Consider the following 22149-nt stretch of genomic DNA (forward strand, 5'->3'; position numbering starts at 1 on the left):
ATATGTCACTAAAGAAAAACATAGTAGCCAACTATCTGAGTCAAAGCTATGTAACAGTAGTAGGGATACTTGCGTTTCCTTTGTATATAAAATATATGGGGGCAGAAGCATATGGTCTGGTCGGTTTTTTTTCGATACTACAGGCTTGGTTCAATTTACTGGATTTAGGGCTCAGTCCAACGGTTAGCCGGGAGACGGCAAGGTTTAGGGCTGGATTAGTTAGTCCATTGGAATACAGAAGACTATATAGATCACTCGGTTGTATCTTCTTGTGTATAGCATTGATGGGTGCGACAGGGTTGTTGATTGCTTCACCAAATATTGCGACAGGTTGGTTGAATGCTGAAAAAATTCCAGCAGATATAGTTTTGATTTCAGTGCAGATTATGGCGGTAAGTGTGGCCATAAGGTGGGTTTGTAGTTTTTATAAGGGATTGATAACGGGATTTGAAGGCTTGGTCTGGTTAGGCGGCTTTAACTCTTTAGTAGCAACTTTTCGGTTCGTTGGTGTGTTACCGGTAATGTGGTATTTCGGATTTACGGTCATGGTGTTTTTTACCCATCAGCTAATAGTAGCGGTATTTGAACTCTCAGTCCTATGGGTAAAGTCAAGAATAATTTTGCCACAACTTAAATCTGGAGTAGAAATAGGTTGGTCATGGTCGCCAGTACGGCCGTTAATTAAGTTTTCAATGACTATAGCTTTTACGGCATCTATATGGTTGATGGTAACTCAGGCGGACAAGCTGGTTCTATCTGGAATATTATCTCTAGCAGACTACGGTGTGTTTTCATTAGCTATTTTAGTGGCTAGTGCAATAAATGTTGTTGGGGGTCCCATTAGTAGTGCCATACTACCTCGCATGACAAAACTTGAAGCGGAACAAAATAAAAGGGAGGTTCTAAGAATATATAGGCAGGCAACACAGATAGTTGCAATAACTGCTGGTTCTATATCGTTAACAATGGCGTTTTGTTCTAAGTCATTGCTGGTGGCGTGGACTGGTGATTATAGTCTTTCAATTAGTGCTGCCCCAATATTGGTTCTATATGCTGTTGGAAACGGAATGTTAGCTATATCTGTCTTTCCATATTATTTGCAGTATTCGAGAGGAAATTTAAGACTACACTTAGTAGGGCATTTGATTTTATTACTATTATTGATTCCAGCTATTGTTGTTGCTGCAATTAATTACGGTGCTATAGGAGCCGGTTATGTCTGGGTAGTTGTAAACTTAGTTTATCTGACGATCTGGGTAGCAGTTGTCCACTCAAAATTAGAGCCAGGGTTACATTTGAGTTGGTTAACAAAAGATTTTTTAGTAATTGTAATGCCAGCAGCGGCTATTGGTTATGTTGTGCATTTGTTAGAACTGGAGTTTAATGGACGAATCGAAAACCTCCTGTATGTTTTTTGTTTCGGAATAGCAGTTGTTTTTTTCTCGGCACTTATGTCTTCTTACGTTCGCGAGAAAATGAGGGCCATTTTTTGATTAGAATTCTTCATATTGCACCTGATGAAAAATTTATTCCGTTTGTACAAAAGCTGTTCGATGAAATATATCCAGGTAACAATAGATTTCGAATTACGCTGCAACCGGGAAAGTCTCACTTAAAGTTTGCAGAGTCTAATGAGTATTCGAACAGTATTAACAGCCATTATTGGTTTTCAAGATTCCTTAGGGATGACTTAAATTGGTGTGATTGCCTAATTATACACTATTTGCACTTTAAATCTGCGGTACCTGTGCTATTAGCGCCAAGTCGAGTAACCGTGATTTGGAGTAGTTGGGGTAGAGATTATCAGAATTTTTTATATCAAAGCGAACGTGAATTAGTGCTTGACAGAACTCTCACTTTATATCGCCAGACGCAAAAAAGTAGAGGTTGGTTCAGAATGGTACAAGTTAAGTTAAGGCGAATAGTTAGATACATGGCATATCTTCTGGTGTTAAATCGGTTGCTTAGATCTTCTGTTTCTAGGGTGGACTACTTTTCTTCACCAATAAATAATGATTTCCATAAACTGCAGGAAAAGTTGAAATATTTTAAGGCAAGCTATATTCAACTTAACTATGGTGATGTCAGTGTTTGGTGTAAAGGATTAAAGCTGAGTCCAAGAAACGATATTTTAGTGGGGAATTCATCTGCGCCGGAAAACAATCACGTAGAGATATTTAGTTTACTTAGAAATAGTAATTTAATGGAAAGAAAAATTATCGTGCCTCTAGTGTATGGAGATTCTGATTTTGCGAAACAGGTGGAAACATTGGGTAAGAGTATTTTTGGGGAAAACTTTGTTTCTATATGTAAATTCATACCATTAGAAGAGTACAATGATTTGGTTTCGGGGTGTTCGGTGGTTATTTTTAACCATATCAGACAGCAAGCAGTTGGAAATGCACTTACCGCTATATGCGGTGGTGCTAGAGTGTATTTTAATCCTGAATCTGTAGTGTACAAGTATTTCAAGGATATGGGCGCGCATATTTATACTATTCCGGAAGAAGGTTTCAACGAAGAAGCGTTAGCGCCTCTTAGTCAGACCCAGAAAGAAGAAAATCGAAAAGTTGTGGAACAGTACTCAGGTTGTACAGTAGTGAGAAACAATGTGGTGAAATTAGCGGAAACGGTTGGAAAAAGTTCAAAAAAATATAAAATGAGATAGTTGCGATGATGGGTGTAAGCGAATCAAAATTTTTGCTTTTGTCGACTTCATTCATAGCAATTTCATTGATAGTTTCTTCATTTGTTATAAATGCTTTGTCAGGGAAACGTTTCCTGTTTAGTGCGAACACATATTTTTTAACAGGATTTGTGGTATTTATAATTATAGGTATGTTGAAGAGTGTTTGGATATACGATCAGCCTGTTACTAACGATATTTCTATTCTTGGTTTGTCATGTGTTAGTGTGATTTTGTCGCTATTTTGCTACTTGTTGGCTTACCATATTCCAAGCACGCTAGCATCGAGAAAAAGATTCACGAACGTCTATGAACTAAGTTTGAAAAAGATTTTGAGGATTATTTTAGTGCTAGGTTTGTTGGGGGGCATAGGGCTATTATTTTACAATCCATTGTCAACGGTTCATGAAATCGATAACTCAACAAGTATTGAAAGGTTTTCGGTGAATTTCACAATTGTCTCTGGAATTCTAGCCTTTTTTTTGTTTATGAATTCTCGTAAGAATTTAAGTCGAGTAAACAATATACTCGTAATTGCGGTATTGCTGTTCGGGTTAGGTACAGTTCTCTTTCGGGGGTCGAGATTTGTTTATTTGTTTTTATATTCATTTTTGATGTTGTATTACTTGTATGACCGGATATATATAAAGCGAAAAGTAATTAAGCTTTCAGGAGCGGTCACTATAGTTTTTGCTCTATTTATTGTAATTATTGTTGCTAATGTTACGAAAACATTTGCCGTTCTAGGATGGAAGACCTCAGAAGTCGAAGTAGATGCTATTCAAGTGGCTGCTTTGAGTCGCATGTTGTCTTTCGAATTTGTGGATGCATTTGACAATTTAACATTGATAGTAGCGCATTACGAGAAAACGGGAGAGTATATAAATGGTATGTCTTTGTTGACACCAATTGTAAATGTGATTCCAAGGTCAATTTGGAATGATAAACCAGCTGCGTTCGGAACTATGTTTGTTGAAAAAGTGTACGGGGGGATTCCTGGCTTATCGCTTGCTCCTTCGTTGACAGGAGAGTTGATCGCTAACTATGGTTTTGTAGCACTAATTGTTGGTTTTCTGGTTTTTGGATTTCTATGCAAGTTTCTGGATCATTTGTATGTGATTAATCAAGGTGATCCCTCGTATATGGTTGTTCATATACCATTGCTATACTTAATGCTTATGGAGAATCGAGGGGACTTTTTTCTGAATACTGCCGTTTTGTACATTATTCTTCCTCTGTTCCTAATAAAGAGATATATTGTGACTAGACGGAGGGCGCCAATTTGAATATTTGTGTAATAACCCCGTCTTTTTATCCGGCAGTTTATTGGGGAGGCCCAATTTATTCTACGAAGGGGCTATGCCAAGCGTTGGCGGTGAACAAGGGGATAGTATTGCGTGTATTAACAACCGATACTTCCGGCCCAACATCTAACGATCGATTGATAATTGAAGATTTGCCAGAAGGTTTTCCTTCTAACTTTTTGGTTTATTACTGCAAAAAATCTTTTGGGAAGGATGTTTCGCTAGAGTTTTTTGTAAAGCTTATACCCATGGTAAAATGGGCGGATGTGATTTATCTAAATGGGGTTTATTCACCACCTACGATTCCAGTTTTAATTGCGTGTAGACTACTTAAGCGGCCAGTAATTTGGGCAACACGAGGAGCGCTTCAACGTTGGGAAGGAAGCACAAATAGGAGTATTAAAGTGGTTTGGGAGTATATATGTAGGACTATAATACATCCAAGTCGGACTGTGCTACATGTTACATCCCAAGAGGAGGCAGATGCGGCAAAATCCAGAATGCCAAACGTGCCATTGTCAGTGATCCAGAACGGGGTTGAAATCCCAGAGGTTGAAAAGGATCGTAAATGGATTCCGCAAGGGTGCATTCGTCTTTTATATTTAGGAAGATTACATCCTATAAAAGGTCTTGAAAACTTGATAGGTAGCTTAACGTTGCCCGGTGCAAAAAATGCGAAATTGACTCTCGCTGGTGATGGAGATTCTAGATACCGAGATAAATTGGAAAAACTGGTGTTAGATAATAAATTAGATAGACGTGTATCTTTTCTAGGGCATGTTTCCGGAGATGAAAAACACAATTTGTTTTTAAACTCTGATGTATGCATTATGCCTTCGTATACAGAAAATTTTGGTATGGTTGTGGCTGAAGCCTTAGCTCATGGGCTACCTGTTATAGCAAGTAAAGGAACTCCATGGTCTAGAGTGGTGGGGGAAGGGTGTGGATTGTGGGTGGAGAACAGCCCAGAGGCACTGTCGAAAGCGATTGGAAGTATGGAGCTTGCGAATTTGAAAGAAATGGGAGAAAAAGGGCGTAAATGGATGATGAGGGATTATAGCTGGAGTGGTGTGTCAGGAGAGCTTTTGGCTGTCTGTGAAGGGTTATTAAACCAGTGAGTTTCCAGTAAATATGTTTACGAATCTAAAAAGTTATTGAGTTGTATATGAAAAAGGAAACATTGAGGGGTAAAGTTTAACTATGTCATTACTGGACAATATCACGCCTCTATTATTAACATATAACGAAGAAGCTAACATTGATAGGACGCTAAGGAAGCTTCAATGGGCAGAGACGGTAATCGTTGTCGATAGTGGTAGTGAAGATCGAACAAAAACTATTTGCGGAAATTACGGTAACGTTCGTTTTATCTATAGAAAATTTGATTGTCACGCAAAACAGTGGAATTTCGGTTTAAATAATACTGGTATTTCAACGGAATGGGTTTTGGCTTTGGATGCAGATTATGTGTTAACTGAGGAGTTCATAGATGAGTTAAAAACGTTGAAACCTTCCAGTGAATGTGGATTTCGATCTAAATTTAAATATTGCGTAAACGGAAAACCTTTGTCTGGGTCTCTATACCCACCAGTTGTTACTTTGTATCGTAAATCTAAAGCCCATTATGTTCAAGACGGACATACTCAGCGAGTAGTAGTAGATGGTAGGGTTGTTGATTTAGAAAGTTATATTTACCATGATGATAGGAAATCACTTGACAAGTGGTTGATGTCACAAAACAAGTATGCACAATTGGAGTGTGACTTGCTCCGACGCAAAAAGTTTGCAGAGTTACGTTGGCAAGATCGGATGAGAAAGTTGATATTTGTTACACCGTGGTTAGTGCCAATATACTGCATTACTATAGGGAAGGGATTTAAGGATGGTTGGTATGGTGTTTTCTATGCATTTCAACGCGGTATAGCGGAGACAATTCTTTCTCTAAAATTACTAGAAGCAAAGATAAATAAAGTTAAATAAATTGGATCGGAATATTTAGGGGTTTTGTAAGTATGGCAAACATATTGGGGATAAATGCATACCATGGAGATTCATCTGCATCGCTGATTGTGGACGGGGAGCTGGTTGCAGCGGTGGAAGAAGAAAGATTTAGGCGTATAAAACACTGGGCAGGGTTTCCTTCTAAGTCAATAGAGTATTGTCTTAGAGCACCAGGGTTGAAGATATCGGATATCGATTTTGTAGTAATAAACAGTGACCCGAAAGCAAACTTGTTTAAAAAAGTTAGTTTTATGGTTAAAAAGCGACCTGATATGAAATTGGTACTTGATAGAATAAAGAATAGGAAAGAACGAGTTTCGGTTGCTGATGAGTTAAAAAAAGCGTTTCCTGGGGAAAAAATAAAATGTGAAGTCAGGTATGTAGAACATCATTTGGCCCACATGGCTTCATGTTACTTAGTGTCTCCTTATAATAATGCAATCACTGTATCAATTGATGGATTTGGAGATTTTTCCAGCGCAGCATGGGGCGTAGGTAGTGGTGCGGATATAAAAGTTGAGGGCAAAGTTTCTTTTCCACATTCCATGGGTATATTTTACCAAGCTATGACTCAGTATCTTGGCTTTCCTCATTATGGAGATGAATATAAAGTAATGGGATTGGCCCCTTATGGGGAGCCTAAGTATATGGGCCAAATGCGTCAAATTGTAAAATTACATGATGATGGGTCATATAGTTTAAATCTTGAATACTTTAGGCACCATAAAGAGAAAATAGAATATGAGTGGGAAAACGGAAGTCCGCACGTAGGAGAATTGTTTACAGATGCATTAATCGGTTTGCTTGGACCAAAAAGAAACAAAGAAGATGCATTGGAACAAAAGCACAAAGACATAGCGAGGTCGATCCAATTAATGTATGAAGAGGCTTTTTTCCATCTTCTGAATACGTTACATAAAAAGCACAAAATAGATGATTTAACGCTAGCAGGCGGTTGCGCCATGAATTCGGTTGCTAATGGTAAAATTAGGAGAAACACTCCTTTTAAGAATGTGTATATACAGTCTGCTGCCGGTGATGCTGGTGGTGCCATCGGCGCCGCTTTAATAGTCGCCCGCGATATTGGAGATATTCAATCAACCTCTCATATGGATCATGCTTATTGGGGGCCGGAGTTCAGTAACGACGAAATAAAAAGTGTATTAGATGAGAATAGTGAAGATATAAAAGAAAAAAACTGTACAGTGGAATACATAAGTGACGAAAAAGAGCTGTGTAGAAGAACTGCAGAAAATATTGCTGAAGCCCAAGTTGTAGGGTGGTTTCAGGGGCGGTTGGAGTGGGGGCCCCGTGCTCTAGGAAATCGATCTATCGTTTGTGATCCTCGTCGTGGAGATATGAAAGATATATTAAATTTGAAAATTAAAAGACGAGAGTCTTTTAGACCATTTGCTCCTTCTATTTTGAGGGAGGAAGTAAATCAGTGGTTTGAAGAAGATGACGATGTGCCCTTTATGATGAAGGTGTTTCAAATAAAAGAAGAAAAAAGACACAAGATACCTGCGGTTACCCATTTTGATGGTTCCGGGCGCCTACAAACGGTATATGAGAAAACCAACCCTCGTTACCATTTGCTCATCTCCAGTTTCGGTGAGATAACAGGTGTCCCTATAGTATTGAACACCTCATTTAATGAGAATGAGCCAGTTGTTTGCCATCCTAAAGAAGCGTTAGATTGTTTTTTGAGGACTAATATGGATGTTTTAGTAGTGGGAAACTATTTGATCACGAGACTGAGAAATATATAAGGGTTAGATTTTGTTGGCTACCATTTCTATAGTAACGGTAAGTTATAACTCTGAGAAAACAATAAAGCATTGCATTGACAGTGTTAGAGATCAAAATGTGCCGGTTGAACATGTTCTCGTTGATGGGGCATCAACTGACGGTACGCATAAAATTATACGCGAATATCAAAACCATTTTAGTAAAGTAATCGTAGAGCCAGACAACGGAATCTACGACGCTATGAATAAGGGAATAGATTCTACAACGGGTGATATTATTGGAATTTTAAATTCGGATGATTATTACGCTACAAAAAATTCTCTCTCAAAAGTAGTCTCAGTTTTTTGTAACGATGAGATTCAAGCATGTTACGGAGACCTAAAATATGTTGATGCACAGGATGAGGCGAGAGTAGTAAGGTATTGGAAGGCAGGTGAATTCGATGCACAAAAGTTCTACTGGGGTTGGATGCCACCGCATCCAACATTTTTTGTACGACGTTCAGTATATCAAAAACTTGGAACTTTTAACCTGTCCTTAGGTTCTGCAGCTGATTATGAAATAATGTTGCGATTTCTCCTGAAGCATCGAATCGGGGCGACCTACGTCCCGTATACCTTAGTTAACATGCGTACGGGGGGTATGAGTAACGCTTCACTTGCAAATAGGTTAAGAGCGAATCTGATGGATCGAAGATCGTGGGAAATAAATCAACTGAAACCATATCCTTGGACGCTATATTTAAAGCCACTAAGAAAATTACCACAGTGGTTTATGAGCAAAGTATAAGGGCATAAATTCACAATTTGCACCCAAATAGAATTAAAACGAATATAATTGAAAATCAAACGTAGCACAGGATTCCAGTTATGAGCGAAAATGTCGTAAAAGAATATGGGTGGAAATCATGTCAAGGGCCACACTCTTGTGCCTACATAGTGCCACGTATTTTAGAGATTTTACAGACCACTTCGGCTGGAAGGGTTTTAGATTTGGGGGCTGGCAATGGTGTATTGTGTTCCCATGTCGCTTCTTCTGGTTACAAAATTGTGGGTGTAGAGTACGATTCTCAGGGGGTCGAAATTGCTAAAAAGGCCTATCCGTCAATTCCATTCTACAATTATGGTATTCAAGATGATCCATCTGAGCTGTTAAGGTTTGAGAAACCTTTTGACGTTGTTGTATCTACAGAAGTAATTGAGCATCTTTTTTCACCTCATCTTCTTCCACAATATGCTGCGGGCGTACTGGAAAAAGGAGGATTTCTAATTGTGACTACCCCGTACCACGGTTACCTAAAAAACTTAGCGCTATCGATATTTGGTGCTTGGGACAAACACCATACACCATTATGGCATGGTGGACATATAAAGTTCTGGAGTAAGAAAACTCTTTCACAGCTGTTGGAGGAAAACGGTTTTAAGGTTGTAGCATTTTCAGGAGTTGGTCGGCTTCCGTATCTGTGGAAAAGTATGGTACTTGTAGCACAGAAACTATGATTTTGCCCGCTTGTGGTTTTGATTTTTGCGGTTCAAAGGTAAAAAATAATCGCAAACTAGTTAAGTTAGACGTTCGACTATAGTTTGCTCCGAAATAGAGGTAAAATAGCCTACACTTAGTATATTTACTATGATTAATAATTATACAGATCCAATTCCAATAATATAAGGGTGTCCCGTGTCCATTTTGTTCGGCCTTTTTGCCGCGTTTTCGATCACTATCTGTTTGATTTTTCTGTTAAAACCATTCGCCCTTAAGGTGGATTTGGTTGACCGTCCCGACAGTCGCAAGCATCACGAAGGCGAAATACCGCTTATAGGCGGATTAGCAATATTTATGGGTTTTGTTGGTGCGCTGGCTGTTTCCGGGTTAATCACCCAAATTCAATCAGTTGGAATTATTCTAGCAGGCCTCATTTTGGTCGCTACGGGTTTGTTTGACGATTATAGATCCCTTTCTTTTCGGATTAAATTAGTACCTCAAATTACTGCAGCCCTGATCATGGTGCATTTGGGCGGTATCTATTTGCAGGATTTGGGCGGATTGTCTCTGGATGGTAGTTTGTTCAGTCTGGGTGATTTAGCGGTTCCGTTTACGGTATTCGCAGCGGTTGGGGTTATAAATGCCATTAATATGTCGGACGGTATTGATGGTTTGTCTGGCAGTTTGACTCTGGTTGCCTTGTTGGGTTTGAGTGCGGTGAGTTTTGTCCATGCCCGCGAATTCGAATTAACGACTCTGCTGTTATTGTCTAGTTGTGTGGTTGGTTTTTTGGCATTTAATATCAGTCTACCTCGTAGACCCAAGGCTGTGGTTTTTCTGGGCGATGTCGGCAGTATGTTTTTGGGGTTTGTATTGGCGTGGTTTCTCATTGGGCTTTCGCAGGGAGAGAGTCGAGCCATGTCGCCGGTAACGGCGTTGTGGTTTTTGGCGATGCCTTTGTTTGATACGGTGGGGGTTATGCTTCGGCGCATTCTTAAAAAGCAATCTCCGTTTTTGGCGGATCGGGAGCATTTCCATCACATCTTGCTTCGCGGCGGTTATACCGTATTTCAAACTCATTTAATAATTACTAGTCTGGCACTGAGTTTTATGGCCGTGGGCATTTTCAGCAGTTTTTACCAAATTAGCGACTTGGTTATGTTTGGGGCTTTTCTGGGGTTGTTCGGGCTTTATTTTGCCGGAATGATGCATGCCTGGAAGGTGATGAAGTTCCTTCGCCGCAATCACAATGTGGTACGATTTGAGGTTATATTACGTGGGTTGGGGGAGAATGACTGTCGACCATCGGATGAAACCGGTCATGATTGTTCTGGTCAAGCAAAACCGGACACTTCCCTAAATTTGTTTTCAAACCCAATTGGAGACAGATCTCCGTTTGAAGTGTGCAACCTATCAAGGTTGTAATACTTCATGTAGGCTGCGACATCGTTACGCATGTGCGCCCTTGCTCGATCACTGTGAAACACCAGGTTGACACAAAGGGAGGATTACCGATACCGTCCAATTTCAAAGCCTTCTTCAAGCTGTTTCGACTTTGCTCAAATAACAGCTTCGCTCGTCTATGCAAGTGCAGCGTGTCTTCGCTAATCATTTGGGCTGGTCGTTTTAACCAGTCGTAATAAGTCGTTTTACCGACTTTCATGACTTCGCATAACACGTTAACCGGAAAATCCTTGGATTGCTCCCTGATAAATTCGTATTTTACTTCATTTCCTGGGCGAAGAAGGCGCTCGCTTTTTTTAATATTTCTTTCTCCATCCGCAAGCGCTTATTTTCTTTGCATAGACGCAGGAGTTCTTCGCGCTCGTCTTCTGCTAGAACCTTACCTTCGCGCTGTGCCTCTATGGCATCTTTCCATTTGTACAGCACATTTGCGTTGATTCCCAATGACTTAGCCGCCTCGGGGACTGAGTAACCTTGATCTCGGACAACGCTACGGGTTCTTCCTTAAACTCCTGCGGATATCGTTTATACGTTCTTTTCTTACTCATGATGACACCTGAATGATTTGACAGTATTATCTCTCATTAATGTGTCCGGTTCCATTAGACCACTTCATAGTTTGTGACAGGGCCATTTCAATATTTTGCGTTAAAATAAAATAAAATAGCCTACACTTAGCCTATTTCCCATGATTTATAATTACATAGATTCATTCCAATAAATAATTAAGGGTTATTGCGTGTCTAACATTTTCGGTTTTATCACCGCTTTTTTGGTCAGCATCTGCTTGATATTCCTACTAAAATCATTTGCCCATAAAATAGATCTAGTCGACCGTCCCGATAGTCGCAAACATCACGAAGGAGAGATCCCTTTAATCGGGGGGTTGGCCATTTTCATGGCTTTTGTTGCTGGTTTGGCAGTTTCCGGGATTTTTACCCAAGCTCAATCCATCGGGTTAATGGTTGCGGGTTTGGTGCTTGTTTTTACAGGGTTATTTGACGATTATCGGACCCTGTCCTTTCGTGTTAAATTAATTCCACAAATTGCTGCAGCTCTGATTATGATTCATATAGGTGGGGTATATCTTGCAGATCTGGGGCGGCTGTCGTTTGACGGGAGTTATTTTAGTCTAGGAGACCTCGCTGTTCCGTTTACTGTATTTGCAGCAGTCGGGGTGATAAACGCCATTAACATGTCCGATGGGATTGACGGTTTGTCGGGTAGTTTAACATTGGTGGCTTTGTTGGGTTTGGCTGCGGTGAGTTTCGTCTATGCACACGAGTTAGAATTAACCACTCTAATTCTTTTGGCCAGTTGCGTAGTCGGTTTTTTGGTTTTCAATGTGAGTCTTCCTAAACGGCCCAAGGCGCTTATTTTTCTGGGCGACGCCGGAAGTATGTTTTTGGGATTTGTACTGGCCTGGTTTTTAATAAGTCTGTCTCAAGGCGAAAACCGGGCCATGTCTCCAGTGGCTGCCTTGTGGTTTTTAGCCCTGCCTTTGTACGATACAGTCGGCGTTATGCTTAGACGAATTCTAAAAAGACAGTCGCCGTTTTTGGCCGACCGCGAGCATTTTCATCACATTTTATTGCGCGGTGGTTATACAGTTTTTCAAACCCATTTGATTATAACCAGCCTGGCCCTGAGTTTTATGGCAGTGGGCCTATTCAGTACATTTTATCAGTTTAACGACTTGCTCATGTTTGGGATTTTCCTGGGTTTGTTTGGGCTTTATTTTGCCGGAATGATGCATGCCTGGAAGGTGATGAAGTTCCTTCGTCGCAATCACAACGTGGTAAGGTTTGAATCCATGCTGCGTGGCTTGGGTGAGAGGGAGTCACTGAGTAATTCTGAAGAGGAAGTTTCGGACGGTCAGATTGTTTCTTTCTCTGAGTCCAAAGATAAACTGAAGCGGCAGGATACAGAGAGTAAAATTCAATCAAAATAGCGAGCCATTGGCGTGCTCTTTTTTTTAATGGCGTAAAATATCCCAATTGCAACCAATCTTAGAGATGCGTAAAAGTGACCGATCAGGACAAAAGCAGCAACGTGGTTTGGCATAATGCCACTGTCAATCGTGAACGCCGGCAAAAACAGAATCATCACCGCAGTGTGGTGTTGTGGTTTACCGGCCTATCGGGGGCGGGTAAGTCCACCTTGGCCCATGCGGTGGAAGAAGAGCTGCACCAGAGGGCTTGCCGTACTTACGTACTGGATGGCGATAACGTACGTCACGGTTTGTGTGGGGATTTGAGTTTTTCTGTTGATGACCGGGTGGAGAATATTCGTCGTATTGCCGAGGTGTCCAAGCTCATGCTGGAGGCCGGGGTGATCACCTTAACGGCTTTTATTTCTCCTTTCCGGGAGGATCGCGCCAAGGCGCGCAGTTTGTTCCCCCATGGTGATTTTTTGGAGATTTATTGCCGTTGTCCGGTGGAGGTTTGCGAGCAGCGCGACGTTAAAGGCTTGTACGCCCGAGCCCGCAAAGGCGAGGTGAAGGAATTCACCGGGATTTCCTCTCCCTACGAAGAGCCGGAGAAACCGGAGCTGGTGGTAAACACCGGTTCAGACAGTCTGGAAAATTGTGTGGGGCAGGTGATCGGGATGTTGGCAGAGCGAGGGGTTTTGTTGGTTTTGTGAATGGTTGGTAGATGTTACTTAAAAAGTTTAGAGACAGTTTTCATCGGAATAAACATTCTCGGCCTGCTGTTGTGTTCGATTAGATCAATAAAGCCATAATTGCGGTAGAATGTTTCTGCTTCCGCATCTAAACAATCCACAATAATTGCGTATGCTTTCAATTGAGAATTAATAATCCATAAATGTTCCATTGATTTTATCAATGTGATTTTACCTAAGCCCTGTCCGCGATATTTCAAATGTACTGCCAACTGTGCCAGTAAAAAAACCGGAACCGGATAGCGTGGTAGCTTCTTTGCTAGCTCTACGGGTAGATCTGCTCGTTTAATCGAGCTTGGGGCTATTGTGTAGAATGAGCATATGGGAAGTTTGCTGTTTGCAAGGGGGGGGGAAGCAGGTAGGAGCATAGTTCTGCTTATCCCGGCTTCCATATGCTTGGCAGCTTGTGTTTGGAGAAAGGCGTTTAGTTCTTGTTTGCCGCAATCAAATGAATTCCGGTCGTGTTTGGATTTATCAAGCTCTACAAACTCCTTGTGGAAAATTACTTAAACCCCTGTTCTTTAGTAAAACTCGCTGCTTCACGCAGAGCTTCATTGGGTTCTTGTGCGTTTTCGCAAGCCGCTGTAAATCGGTCAAATATATCGGCTTCTACCGTAATGCTTTCGTGCTCTGCTATAACTTTTGTCGCGTCTGCATCCATTAGCCTGACGACATATTCAGTAAGACTTTTTAACCCAAGTAAAGCAGCTGCTTTTTCTGCTTTTGCTTTGATTTTTTCGTCGAGGCGTATATCTAAACGTGTGCTGGCCATCTTTTGTTTCTCCAGTATTGTACGGAAAATATCCGTACAATTTTAACTATAACTTATGCTATCTTGATCGTCAAGGTGTACGGACTTTTTCCGTACCTAAGTCCAAACTCGTTGGAGGGGGCATCCTGACAGCCTTTATTTCTTCGAGAAGATCGGGCCAAGGCCCGGAGTTTGTTTCCCCATGGCGATTTTTTGGAAATTTATTGCCGTTGTCCGATGTAGGTTTGCGAGCAGCGCGACGTAAAAGGCTTGTACGCCCGAGCCCGCAAAGGCGAGGTGGCTTGAAAAGTCGCAAAGTTCGTTCTATCTCATTGAAATTACAATAATTAGTTTCCTGGACTAATGCGCGTTAACCTCAACGTTTCGCTACGGTTAATAATAACAGCGTTAAAATATGCGATTATGGATATACGTCGGATATCCATAATGTTCTGTGAGCTCCAATGGAGGTGAATAGTGAAATCCAAAATCAGCGAATGGGGAAACAGCCATGGCGTGCGAATTACCAGCGAAATGTTAGAACATCTTAATATCCAGCCAGGGGAAGAGATTGAAATAAACTTCACCAGTTAAGGGATTGAGATTCTTAAAAACGAGCCATCGATCGACGCCCTCAAAACGATTTCCGACAATATTCTCAATTCTATTTTGGAACAAACCCAACCGGCCAGCATAGTCGAAGACCCTTATGCGGAGTCTAATGTAGCCTATATCGTGGTAGATATTAACTCGTGTAATCCGGTGGTTCGTGAAGTGCCTGCGGGAACGGTAGGGGCGTTCTCTACCTTAGCTGATGCCAAAGAAGCAGCCAGCCAAGTATTGCAGGCATCCATTTCTGAAGCACAGAAATCACTGAGTGAATTGCGTCAACTGGGTATCAAGGATATTACTTATATATCACTATGAAAGAGCAAATTGAAAACTTACAAAAATCTTTTGAGCTATCCAGTCAGCAGGAATGATCTACCTGCTATTCAATACAAAAGCATCTGATACATGCTGGTCTGTATAAATATTGATCATATCTTTGCTGTTTAGTTTATCCGCTCATTCTCCCGTAATCTTTTATACACCTTTATGATAAGCGAATCACTACTTATTTAACTACTGCTCACTCTATTAACTAATTTAATATTAACTGACATTGTGCGTTGCCATTTTTTAGTGGTAATGGTATATAGGTGTCGATTTCCAATGGTGAGAAAAACAACGGTAAGAGTGATGTAACAGGTGGGGGAGGAGTAGGCCTGTGAAAAATAACGGAAGTAAACAAAAAATCTTATTCTTGGTCTCTATCCTATTTTCAGGCTTTGCGTATGCAGATCCATGGTCGGGATGGACCAAGATAAATACCATGTATCCACATAATGGTGGTCTCAATATACTTATTGGATACGCAAACCCCAATTTTTCTTCATGTGACAATGGTACAAGATACAATTTATCTATCACGCATCCTAATTATAAAGTAATGGCGGCGAACATTATGTCTGCCTATGCATTGGGGAAAGAGATAAATATAAATATTCATGGGCATAATATTGATACGCCTGTATGTGCCCCTACTTTCAATCGTTTAATGATTCGGTAACTAGCAAGGGTACGCAATGAAAAAAACGTCGTGGTTATTCATTCTATTGGTTTCTATTAGCGGTACCGTTAATGCGGGTACGAACTGTTTTTTTGGCGGATCTCAAAATGTGCCGTTATGTCAATATTATGGGAAAATATCTGATGTATATATAAACAGCGCAAACAATATCTTGCTATATATGACTGAATCGGTAACCGAAGCAGAGCTTACAGAAGTAGGTTTTTCTGTGCCAATTGGTAATAGGAAAGCCATAATATTACCCGTAACAGAAAATCCGGATTTGGCAAAGATGGTTTATGCAACAGCACTAACGGCGCTAGCAGCAAACAAAACGGTAATGATTCAAATGTATACCGTAACTAGTGGCTATTTGAAATTCGATAGAATTTGGTTAAAAAATCAATAGATTTTTATGGGCATTATAGAGGTGGGTTGCGCTTAATGAAAATGATCATGATTGTCGTTGTAGTCTTTTCACTTTTTCCTGTATTGGGTTGGTCGATTACCAGGATGTAGATCTATTAAAACTACTAAAAATAGAAATATTAAAAAAAGCGGTGGAGGCTTTATGATTCTTCAGGGGAAGAAAACCAATAGAAACGGAACTAAACTCGTATTTTTAATCTTTAGTATACTATTTACTAGCCAATCCTTGGCGAGAATATCTTGTTATTTTGGTGCAGACAATACCGCCAGAGATAACGAAGTAATTATCTCTGAACAAGTAGATAACAGTTGCGCGCTTTATAATATAAGCGTGGAATTAGCCACAGTCTCAAACGGCATCTACGGATGTAAAGGATACTCTAACCCTTTGCTAATTGGCACATATGGTGGGGATTATTCTGTGCCGGCTGGCTATACATTTATTTTGTCTGGCAGCTCTTCCAAGTGTTCCGTAAGAAGTAACTATGGCCAAAGACGATATTTTCTCAATGAGCCGCCAGTGGCGGGATATAGAATGCTGCTGGTGGATGTAAATGAGCCTTTAAACGCACAAATAATCGCGACAGATTCGAATAATGACAGCTTAACCTATTCGATCGTCAATGGCGGAGGTCCTCAAAACGGTCTAGCGTCTTTGACTGCCGCTGGACAATTATACTACCAACCAAACTTAGATTACTCTGGCAGTGATCACATTATGTATCAAGTAACGGACAGTAAAAGTTTTCCAGTTTTCGGAGACATTGTTGTGAATGTAGGGAACAGTATAGAAAACGATTTGATCTTAACACCGTTTACTTTGACTGCCCAACAAGGCGAAAAATGGGGGCTTCAGATAGGTGCTGCTAAATACAGGAAAGAAGACGGTACGTTGGTCAGTGTGCCGGATTCGGATTTAGCGGTTTTCCCGAACAACTCCGAGTTACCCCTGCACGGTACCGTAGAGCGGGTAGAAAGTTTCAATAATTATTTTCTGTATCAATCGACGCCCACCTACATCGGTGAAGATAGAATTGGATTTATTGTGAGAGATAGCAGCAATCGCTTGGGAACTGTTACCGTCTCTGTTGTGGTCACCGAATACGACGCGGATGGCGATGGGGTATTCAATACTACGGATAACTGCATATATGTTCCTAATGCCAATCAATCGGACATTGATGGAGACCTGGTGGGTGATGTTTGTGATTTGGATGCGGATGGTGACGGCATGCCTAATGAGTTTGAAACTCAAAACGGTTTAAACTATCTCAATGCAGCGGATGCAAATTTAGATGCGGATACCGATGGTTTGAGCAATTTGGAAGAATATCAAGCAGGAACTAATGTAAATTTAGTGGATACAGACGGTGACACTCTTACCGATTTATTTGAAGTAAGAAACGGCTTAGAGCTTGGCGTAGATGATTCCAGTGCCGACCCGGATTTGGATAAGCTTTCAAATTTTGAAGAACAATCCTTAGGAACCAACCCAAAGAAAAAAGACACAGATGATGATGGTATAAATGACAATGAGGATTCTATCCCAACCTTAAATAATGGTGTGTTGGTGCCAATATTCTCTATTATATTGAACTAATAGACGGGGTGGATAGTATGAAAATTGCGCTATATGTTATCTTTTTTATGTTCTTGTGTGCTTCTGTAGAGGCTGCTGTACAATGTGGAGTCACAATAAACAGGGTATTGGTGTACAAAGATGGAAGTGTGAATGTGATCCATTCTGGGAGAGGAGATTATACATATATTTGTAATCTAAACTCGACTTGGAAAGGGGTGGGGGTCACAACATGTGCGATGTGGACAAGTATGTTAATTAAAAAGAAAGAAAATGGTGGGACAACACAGTTCTACTATGCGGATTCGCCGGATTACGATTCTTGTGGAAATCTCCCAACCTATGCGGCTTCCCCTTCACCTATTTATATAGGAGATATGTAGATGTCGATAGGAAACATAAAAGGTGTTCTATTTGGAGTTGTGGCGGGTTTATTTCTGCCACAGGCAAATGGCCATGCGGGTTCCTACCAAGGTAGGGTGACTAATGTATTCGCTTACAATAATAAAGTCTATGTGTTCGTGAAAAATGGAAACTTTGACAACAACAATACCTGTACTGGTTCAGTTCAGTCTTTAACACTTTGGCTGGACCCTCAATCAGATTATTCTAAAGCGATGTTGTCTATAGCTCTAACCGCAAAAACTACCGATAAAACGGTTTGGGTTGCCGGTAACAATGTGTGCACGGGGGCGCCTTCTGGGTATGCGGAAGGGATGTTAGCAATAGACCTGAAAGGGTAGCAAGATGACAGAAGCCAATAACTGGTACGGCGTAAGGTTCTATTTAGAAGCCACAAACGACTGAAACTTTGGTGCTTGCAATACCCAATTAGAAGATACTGATCCTTATGCATAGGAAATGATCTGATGTATTTTAATGTTGTGACTTATGATTAAGCGGGAGTAGAGGTGAGGATGATTATCAGAACTTGTTTTTGTGTTTCGATATTTACTTTCTTGGTATTGATGAGCGCTTCCGCATTTGGAAACTGTGCTCCTACATACTGTAAAGGATCGGTCAATGATGTGCTGGAATTTGTGTACGTTCACGAAAATGGTAACATTTATATGAAAGTGGTAGATCCACAGAAAGATCTATTAAATTGCACTCTTTCCGAGGGGGTGTATATGACTCTCGATGCTGCAAATAGCAGACAAAGAGAAATATACGCAACTCTACTAACGGCAATATCTACCAAGAGAACAATCACCCTTAGAATTACAGAAAACACATCAAATTGCCGCGTATCCTATATTATGATGAACATTTAGTTATCCTGGAAAAGGTCATTAAAAATGAAGCTAAGGTGTATTGGTGTTCTTTCAAAAACATTGATTGTAGCTTTGTTGATTGTAGTGTCTAGCAATGTAAATGCGGGTGTAAAGTGTTCCGGGTTTGTGCGGGTTTTGGCAATTGGACCAAAATCCGGGATACTCCAAGTAGACTCTGGTTTTGGCGTACATTATTTATGTAAGGTTCATGATGTAATGAATGGCGTACACCCGGAAATTTGTAAAACATGGTTTACTATGTTTATGACCGCGAAGATAGCCAATAAAAAAATAGCGCAATATTATGACGACGGATCAATATGTTCAGCGGAATATTTGGGAAATTGGGCAATTCCAAAAGTATTTCCATATTTCGTTAACATGGAAAATTAGGGAATGCTGTTTTGCTATAGATGTAGGCAATAGAGCATCTAAATTCGTTCCAGTATTTTTAAGTTTTTAGGGGGGGGTAGTGAAGAAAATAGTATTTTCAATTTCATGCGTTCTTATGTCAACGAATCTAATAGCAGGGACATTGACTTGTAACAACGTGAAAGTTAATAAGGTGGCTTATCATGGAACCAATAAATTGATGGTTCAATTAAGTAATATGAATTACCCCGTGTTTTTTTGTAACCCCGACGGTCAATGGAGCGTTCCCGGAACGTCGTACGTGATGGGGCCGGAAACATGTAAATCTGTTTTTTCTATGTTTCTATCAGCAAAAGTTAGCGGTGCAGTGCTGACCCGTGTTCATTTTGATGGTGACGACGTTCCGGCTACGTGTGACAGTTGGGAGCCGTGGAAATCTGCTGTAATTAGGTATGTGAATTTCTAGAATTTAAAAGGAAGTGCCTTCTTATTTCAAACGTATTGCTTTAAAAAAATTAAAAGAGAGTAGCTTATGAAAGGATTAATTTTCGCAATGGGTTTATTCTATTCTTTATCGGCACAAGCTATAGATTGTCCGCCCGCGAAAGTTGTACATTTACAACCACAAAAAGCAAATATACTGGTTAAGCTTGAGGGACAGGATTGGCACAAAGTCGGCAGTGCAGACGATCCAGGTGCGAAAGCAATGTACAGTGCATTATTGGCCGCACAGATGGCAGGTAGAACAGTAACTATAAGATATCCAGACGGCTATGATTGCTTGGCATATGAATTGTCTACTGACGCTTATATGGTGCGCACACACAACCAATAGATGTTTTGCTTAGAGGCTCTGTGAAAATATTGGGGTTGTTTTATAGGGAAGGGCTTCATATTGAGCTGGAATCGGTCAATCGACACATAGGGGAATACGATGAAACTGGCGGTAAAGATCGGATTGCTAATACTATTAGTAATAAATTCATCTGCTTTATTCGCTGCACGAGGGTACATTGGTCAAAACCCTGTGTCGGAAGTGGTAACCGTAGCATCAAGCAATTTTTGCGGTCCAAACGGAGGCGCTTGTTTGATTATATATTTTAAAGGGGGAGGGATAGGGTGCAGCCCGGCAAGTAATAGGATTGCTAATAGAACGAGCATTCCAAATTACAAAGATGCCAAAAATTACGCTTTAATTTCGTTAGCTACAGGCAAGAAATTTAGAACGTACGCGTCAATGGATTTTTGCGCTGATGCGGAAAATATTAATGCGAATAGTTTTTCTGTTTAAGAAATTGCGAATTAGGTGCGTAGTGCGTATGTTATACGATCGAACTATATAGACTGCTGTGTTATGTTATTTGCATAGGGCTCGAAGGGTATGTTTGTTAGGATGTAGGATTGTGCGAATAACAATCAGTTTTGGTTGTGCGAGTAATAAGCATAGGCTCCTAGAAAAATAGGTTTTTTGATTGAGTTAGGGTTTTGTGGTATAAAGCGCCTTACAAAAAAAGCTAGATAAAAAATATAATTGTATAAGTATTAAGTATTAAATCCTATGAAAATTCCGAAAATATTTTATATTGTCCCATCGATTATGGTGTTGATTTTCTTTACTAATGCCTATGCCAACGATAAAAAATCAGACTTGGACTTGGTTAAGTCGTTTGTTGCTACTGTTCATAAAGAAAATCCGACTATAGAAGACTATCAATACTTCTTCGGTTATACGGATATCGAAGAAATGCAGTGGCAGTGGAAAGATTGCCAGGAGACGCAAGGGAAGAAAAATAGTGATGGTAAAAAAAGTTGTTATTCAGTCACGGCCAGGAAATGGCTTCTCAAGAATAGGAGTTCTTCTAGCTATTTCAATTGGCTTAAGAGTATTGTCCCTGACGGGATAGCAAAAAATATTAAAACCGAAAAATCAGTGTATAAGAATTTAAAGGGTAGTTTGATTGAGGTGAAAATTAGCGGGGTTAAGCTGAGCTTCTGGCGGCCAACCAAGAATAGTGAGATTTTGGGGAATCTAAACCTAATAATGATCAATAATATGCCTGTATCCGTTCTTGCAAGATTCAGTGGTGCGTCTTCTTACTGGGAGTCAAAAGGAAGAAAGGGATTAGTGCAACCATTGTCTGAAAAAGAACGTGCCAAGAAAGAGCAGAAACTTAAAGAGATCTGTGATAAATCCCCCGCATGTGTAAAACGAGAAAAAGAAAAAGCATTTTTAAAAAAGCGTTCTGATTTATACCAAGAATTGGGTCGGAAGGTAAAAAAATGGTGCAAAGAAGATAGAAGTGCGTGTGATGGTTACAGAAAGGATAAATTGCTATTCGAAAAACAGTCAATAGAAATTCGATCCGAATGTGAAAATAGTATGGAGAAGTGCGTATCCTCTATGTCTTCCGGTTATAAGAAAGATTTGGAATTATTAGGAAGCTTCTGTAAAAACGAAAGAGCGTTGTGTGACCAAATAATTGCGGTCGATAAAGAGCACTACAGTAAAAAGGTAACTTGGTGTAATAGTCAAAAAGAAGTTTGTGATAAAAAATATTCCCGCTATGAAAGGGTTATGCATAAGATATTGTCAGGCAAAAAATAATCGTCTGATTCGAATTTACGATTCCGGGGCTATTAAGGATGTATAAAAAGAAAATATTTCTTAATCTATTTATATTAATCGGCATTACTCAGTTATATGTAGGAGCCGCTTGGTCTCATATGTCGACAGTTCCAGATGATTCAGATGTTCTATACGACA

The 22149-nt window shown here is 40.3% G+C and carries 21 protein-coding genes and 2 pseudogenes; 20 read left to right on the forward strand and 3 right to left on the reverse strand.

Going from position 1 to position 22149, the window contains the following annotated elements:
• Positions 1-2 precede the first annotated feature (2 nt).
• From OEY58_10770 to OEY58_10810, 9 genes are all read left to right on the forward strand, one after another.
• Positions 3-1493 carry an oligosaccharide flippase family protein gene (locus OEY58_10770; protein MDH5325935.1) on the forward strand — a complete coding sequence of 497 codons (1491 nt, stop codon included), beginning with the start codon at positions 3-5 and terminating at the stop codon, positions 1491-1493.
• Positions 1490-2668 (forward strand): TDP-N-acetylfucosamine:lipid II N-acetylfucosaminyltransferase, encoded by a 1179-nt coding sequence (locus tag OEY58_10775; protein ID MDH5325936.1) that lies wholly within the window; start codon positions 1490-1492, stop codon positions 2666-2668. Before OEY58_10770 ends, OEY58_10775 begins: the two co-directional genes overlap by 4 nt.
• Positions 2669-2673: 5 nt before the next feature.
• On the forward strand, positions 2674-3972 hold the full coding sequence (locus OEY58_10780) for an oligosaccharide repeat unit polymerase (GenBank protein ID MDH5325937.1): 1299 nt from the start codon (positions 2674-2676) through the stop codon (positions 3970-3972).
• Positions 3969-5108 carry a glycosyltransferase gene (locus OEY58_10785; GenBank protein ID MDH5325938.1) on the forward strand — a complete coding sequence of 380 codons (1140 nt, stop codon included), beginning with the start codon at positions 3969-3971 and terminating at the stop codon, positions 5106-5108. The genes OEY58_10780 and OEY58_10785 overlap by 4 nt, the downstream gene beginning before the upstream one ends.
• Before the next feature lie 82 nt (positions 5109-5190).
• Entirely contained in the window at positions 5191-5970 is a 780-nt protein-coding gene (locus OEY58_10790; protein ID MDH5325939.1) for a glycosyltransferase family 2 protein, read from the forward strand.
• Between the two features lie 32 nt (positions 5971-6002).
• Positions 6003-7760, forward strand: a complete 1758-nt coding sequence (locus tag OEY58_10795) for a carbamoyltransferase (protein ID MDH5325940.1) — start codon at positions 6003-6005, stop codon at positions 7758-7760.
• A 13-nt stretch (positions 7761-7773) separates the two neighbouring features.
• Positions 7774-8529 (forward strand): glycosyltransferase, encoded by a 756-nt coding sequence (locus OEY58_10800; protein MDH5325941.1) that lies wholly within the window; start codon positions 7774-7776, stop codon positions 8527-8529.
• An 80-nt stretch (positions 8530-8609) separates the two neighbouring features.
• On the forward strand, positions 8610-9239 hold the full coding sequence (locus OEY58_10805) for a class I SAM-dependent methyltransferase (protein ID MDH5325942.1): 630 nt from the start codon (positions 8610-8612) through the stop codon (positions 9237-9239).
• A 178-nt stretch (positions 9240-9417) separates the two neighbouring features.
• Positions 9418-10647 carry an undecaprenyl/decaprenyl-phosphate alpha-N-acetylglucosaminyl 1-phosphate transferase gene (locus OEY58_10810; GenBank protein MDH5325943.1) on the forward strand — a complete coding sequence of 410 codons (1230 nt, stop codon included), beginning with the start codon at positions 9418-9420 and terminating at the stop codon, positions 10645-10647.
• Here OEY58_10810 and OEY58_10815 read toward each other — a convergent pair.
• Positions 10557-11234, reverse strand: a pseudogene (locus OEY58_10815) (transposase). The gene OEY58_10810 and the pseudogene OEY58_10815 overlap by 91 nt on opposite strands.
• 191 nt (positions 11235-11425) lie before the next feature.
• Between OEY58_10815 and OEY58_10820 the strand changes: the two are divergent.
• Together OEY58_10820 and cysC are read left to right on the forward strand one after the other, a co-directional pair.
• Positions 11426-12637 (forward strand): undecaprenyl/decaprenyl-phosphate alpha-N-acetylglucosaminyl 1-phosphate transferase, encoded by a 1212-nt coding sequence (locus OEY58_10820; GenBank protein ID MDH5325944.1) that lies wholly within the window; start codon positions 11426-11428, stop codon positions 12635-12637.
• Positions 12638-12711: 74 nt separating this feature from the next.
• Positions 12712-13329, forward strand: a complete 618-nt coding sequence (gene cysC, locus OEY58_10825) for an adenylyl-sulfate kinase (GenBank protein ID MDH5325945.1) — start codon at positions 12712-12714, stop codon at positions 13327-13329.
• Between the two features lie 14 nt (positions 13330-13343).
• Here cysC and OEY58_10830 read toward each other — a convergent pair whose 3' ends face one another.
• Both OEY58_10830 and OEY58_10835 read right to left on the reverse strand, forming a co-directional pair.
• On the reverse strand, positions 13344-13871 hold the full coding sequence (locus OEY58_10830; protein ID MDH5325946.1) for a GNAT family N-acetyltransferase: 528 nt from the start codon (positions 13869-13871) through the stop codon (positions 13344-13346).
• Positions 13871-14140: a DUF1778 domain-containing protein gene (locus tag OEY58_10835; protein ID MDH5325947.1), complete on the reverse strand. Its 270-nt coding sequence runs from the start codon at positions 14138-14140 to the stop codon at positions 13871-13873. Before OEY58_10835 ends, OEY58_10830 begins: the two co-directional genes overlap by 1 nt.
• A gap of 186 nt (positions 14141-14326) precedes the next feature.
• Between OEY58_10835 and OEY58_10840 the strand changes: the two are divergent.
• The 9 genes and pseudogenes from OEY58_10840 to OEY58_10880 all read left to right on the forward strand — a co-directional run bounded on the left by OEY58_10840 (position 14327) and on the right by OEY58_10880 (position 21990).
• Positions 14327-14416: pseudogene (locus tag OEY58_10840) on the forward strand (adenylyl-sulfate kinase).
• Between the two features lie 372 nt (positions 14417-14788).
• Complete coding sequence (locus OEY58_10845) at positions 14789-15046, forward strand: hypothetical protein (GenBank protein ID MDH5325948.1); 258 nt, start codon at positions 14789-14791, stop codon at positions 15044-15046.
• Between the two features lie 343 nt (positions 15047-15389).
• The gene (locus OEY58_10850; protein MDH5325949.1) at positions 15390-15731 is read left to right on the forward strand and encodes a hypothetical protein; all 342 of its coding nucleotides are present in this window, start codon (positions 15390-15392) and stop codon (positions 15729-15731) included.
• Positions 15732-15747: 16 nt separating this feature from the next.
• Positions 15748-16140, forward strand: coding sequence for a hypothetical protein (locus OEY58_10855; protein MDH5325950.1), 393 nt, complete (start codon positions 15748-15750; stop codon positions 16138-16140).
• Between the two features lie 162 nt (positions 16141-16302).
• A complete protein-coding gene (locus tag OEY58_10860; protein MDH5325951.1) occupies positions 16303-17760 on the forward strand; it encodes an Ig-like domain-containing protein in 1458 nt (485 codons plus the stop codon).
• Between the two features lie 362 nt (positions 17761-18122).
• Positions 18123-18482: a hypothetical protein gene (locus tag OEY58_10865; GenBank protein MDH5325952.1), complete on the forward strand. Its 360-nt coding sequence runs from the start codon at positions 18123-18125 to the stop codon at positions 18480-18482.
• A gap of 1435 nt (positions 18483-19917) precedes the next feature.
• The gene (locus OEY58_10870; GenBank protein MDH5325953.1) at positions 19918-20220 is read left to right on the forward strand and encodes a hypothetical protein; all 303 of its coding nucleotides are present in this window, start codon (positions 19918-19920) and stop codon (positions 20218-20220) included.
• A 99-nt stretch (positions 20221-20319) separates the two neighbouring features.
• Complete coding sequence (locus tag OEY58_10875; GenBank protein ID MDH5325954.1) at positions 20320-20676, forward strand: hypothetical protein; 357 nt, start codon at positions 20320-20322, stop codon at positions 20674-20676.
• Between the two features lie 267 nt (positions 20677-20943).
• Positions 20944-21990, forward strand: coding sequence for a hypothetical protein (locus OEY58_10880; GenBank protein MDH5325955.1), 1047 nt, complete (start codon positions 20944-20946; stop codon positions 21988-21990).
• Positions 21991-22149 lie beyond the last annotated feature (159 nt).

Source organism: Gammaproteobacteria bacterium (genome assembly GCA_029882975.1).
Classification (GTDB): Bacteria; Pseudomonadota; Gammaproteobacteria; order SZUA-152; family SZUA-152; genus JAJDNG01.

Coding starts and splice junctions, on each gene's coding strand:
- OEY58_10770 (MDH5325935.1), top strand. CDS start 3: ATGTCACTAAAGAAAAACATAGTAGCCAACTATCTGAGTCAAAGCTAT.
- OEY58_10780 (MDH5325937.1), top strand. CDS start 2,674: ATGATGGGTGTAAGCGAATCAAAATTTTTGCTTTTGTCGACTTCATTC.
- OEY58_10790 (MDH5325939.1), top strand. CDS start 5,191: ATGTCATTACTGGACAATATCACGCCTCTATTATTAACATATAACGAA.
- OEY58_10795 (MDH5325940.1), top strand. CDS start 6,003: ATGGCAAACATATTGGGGATAAATGCATACCATGGAGATTCATCTGCA.
- OEY58_10805 (MDH5325942.1), top strand. CDS start 8,610: ATGAGCGAAAATGTCGTAAAAGAATATGGGTGGAAATCATGTCAAGGG.
- OEY58_10835 (MDH5325947.1), bottom strand. CDS start 14,140: ATGGCCAGCACACGTTTAGATATACGCCTCGACGAAAAAATCAAAGCA.
- OEY58_10855 (MDH5325950.1), top strand. CDS start 15,748: ATGAAAAAAACGTCGTGGTTATTCATTCTATTGGTTTCTATTAGCGGT.
- OEY58_10860 (MDH5325951.1), top strand. CDS start 16,303: ATGATTCTTCAGGGGAAGAAAACCAATAGAAACGGAACTAAACTCGTA.
- OEY58_10865 (MDH5325952.1), top strand. CDS start 18,123: ATGTCGATAGGAAACATAAAAGGTGTTCTATTTGGAGTTGTGGCGGGT.
- OEY58_10870 (MDH5325953.1), top strand. CDS start 19,918: ATGAAAGGATTAATTTTCGCAATGGGTTTATTCTATTCTTTATCGGCA.
- OEY58_10875 (MDH5325954.1), top strand. CDS start 20,320: ATGAAACTGGCGGTAAAGATCGGATTGCTAATACTATTAGTAATAAAT.
- OEY58_10880 (MDH5325955.1), top strand. CDS start 20,944: ATGAAAATTCCGAAAATATTTTATATTGTCCCATCGATTATGGTGTTG.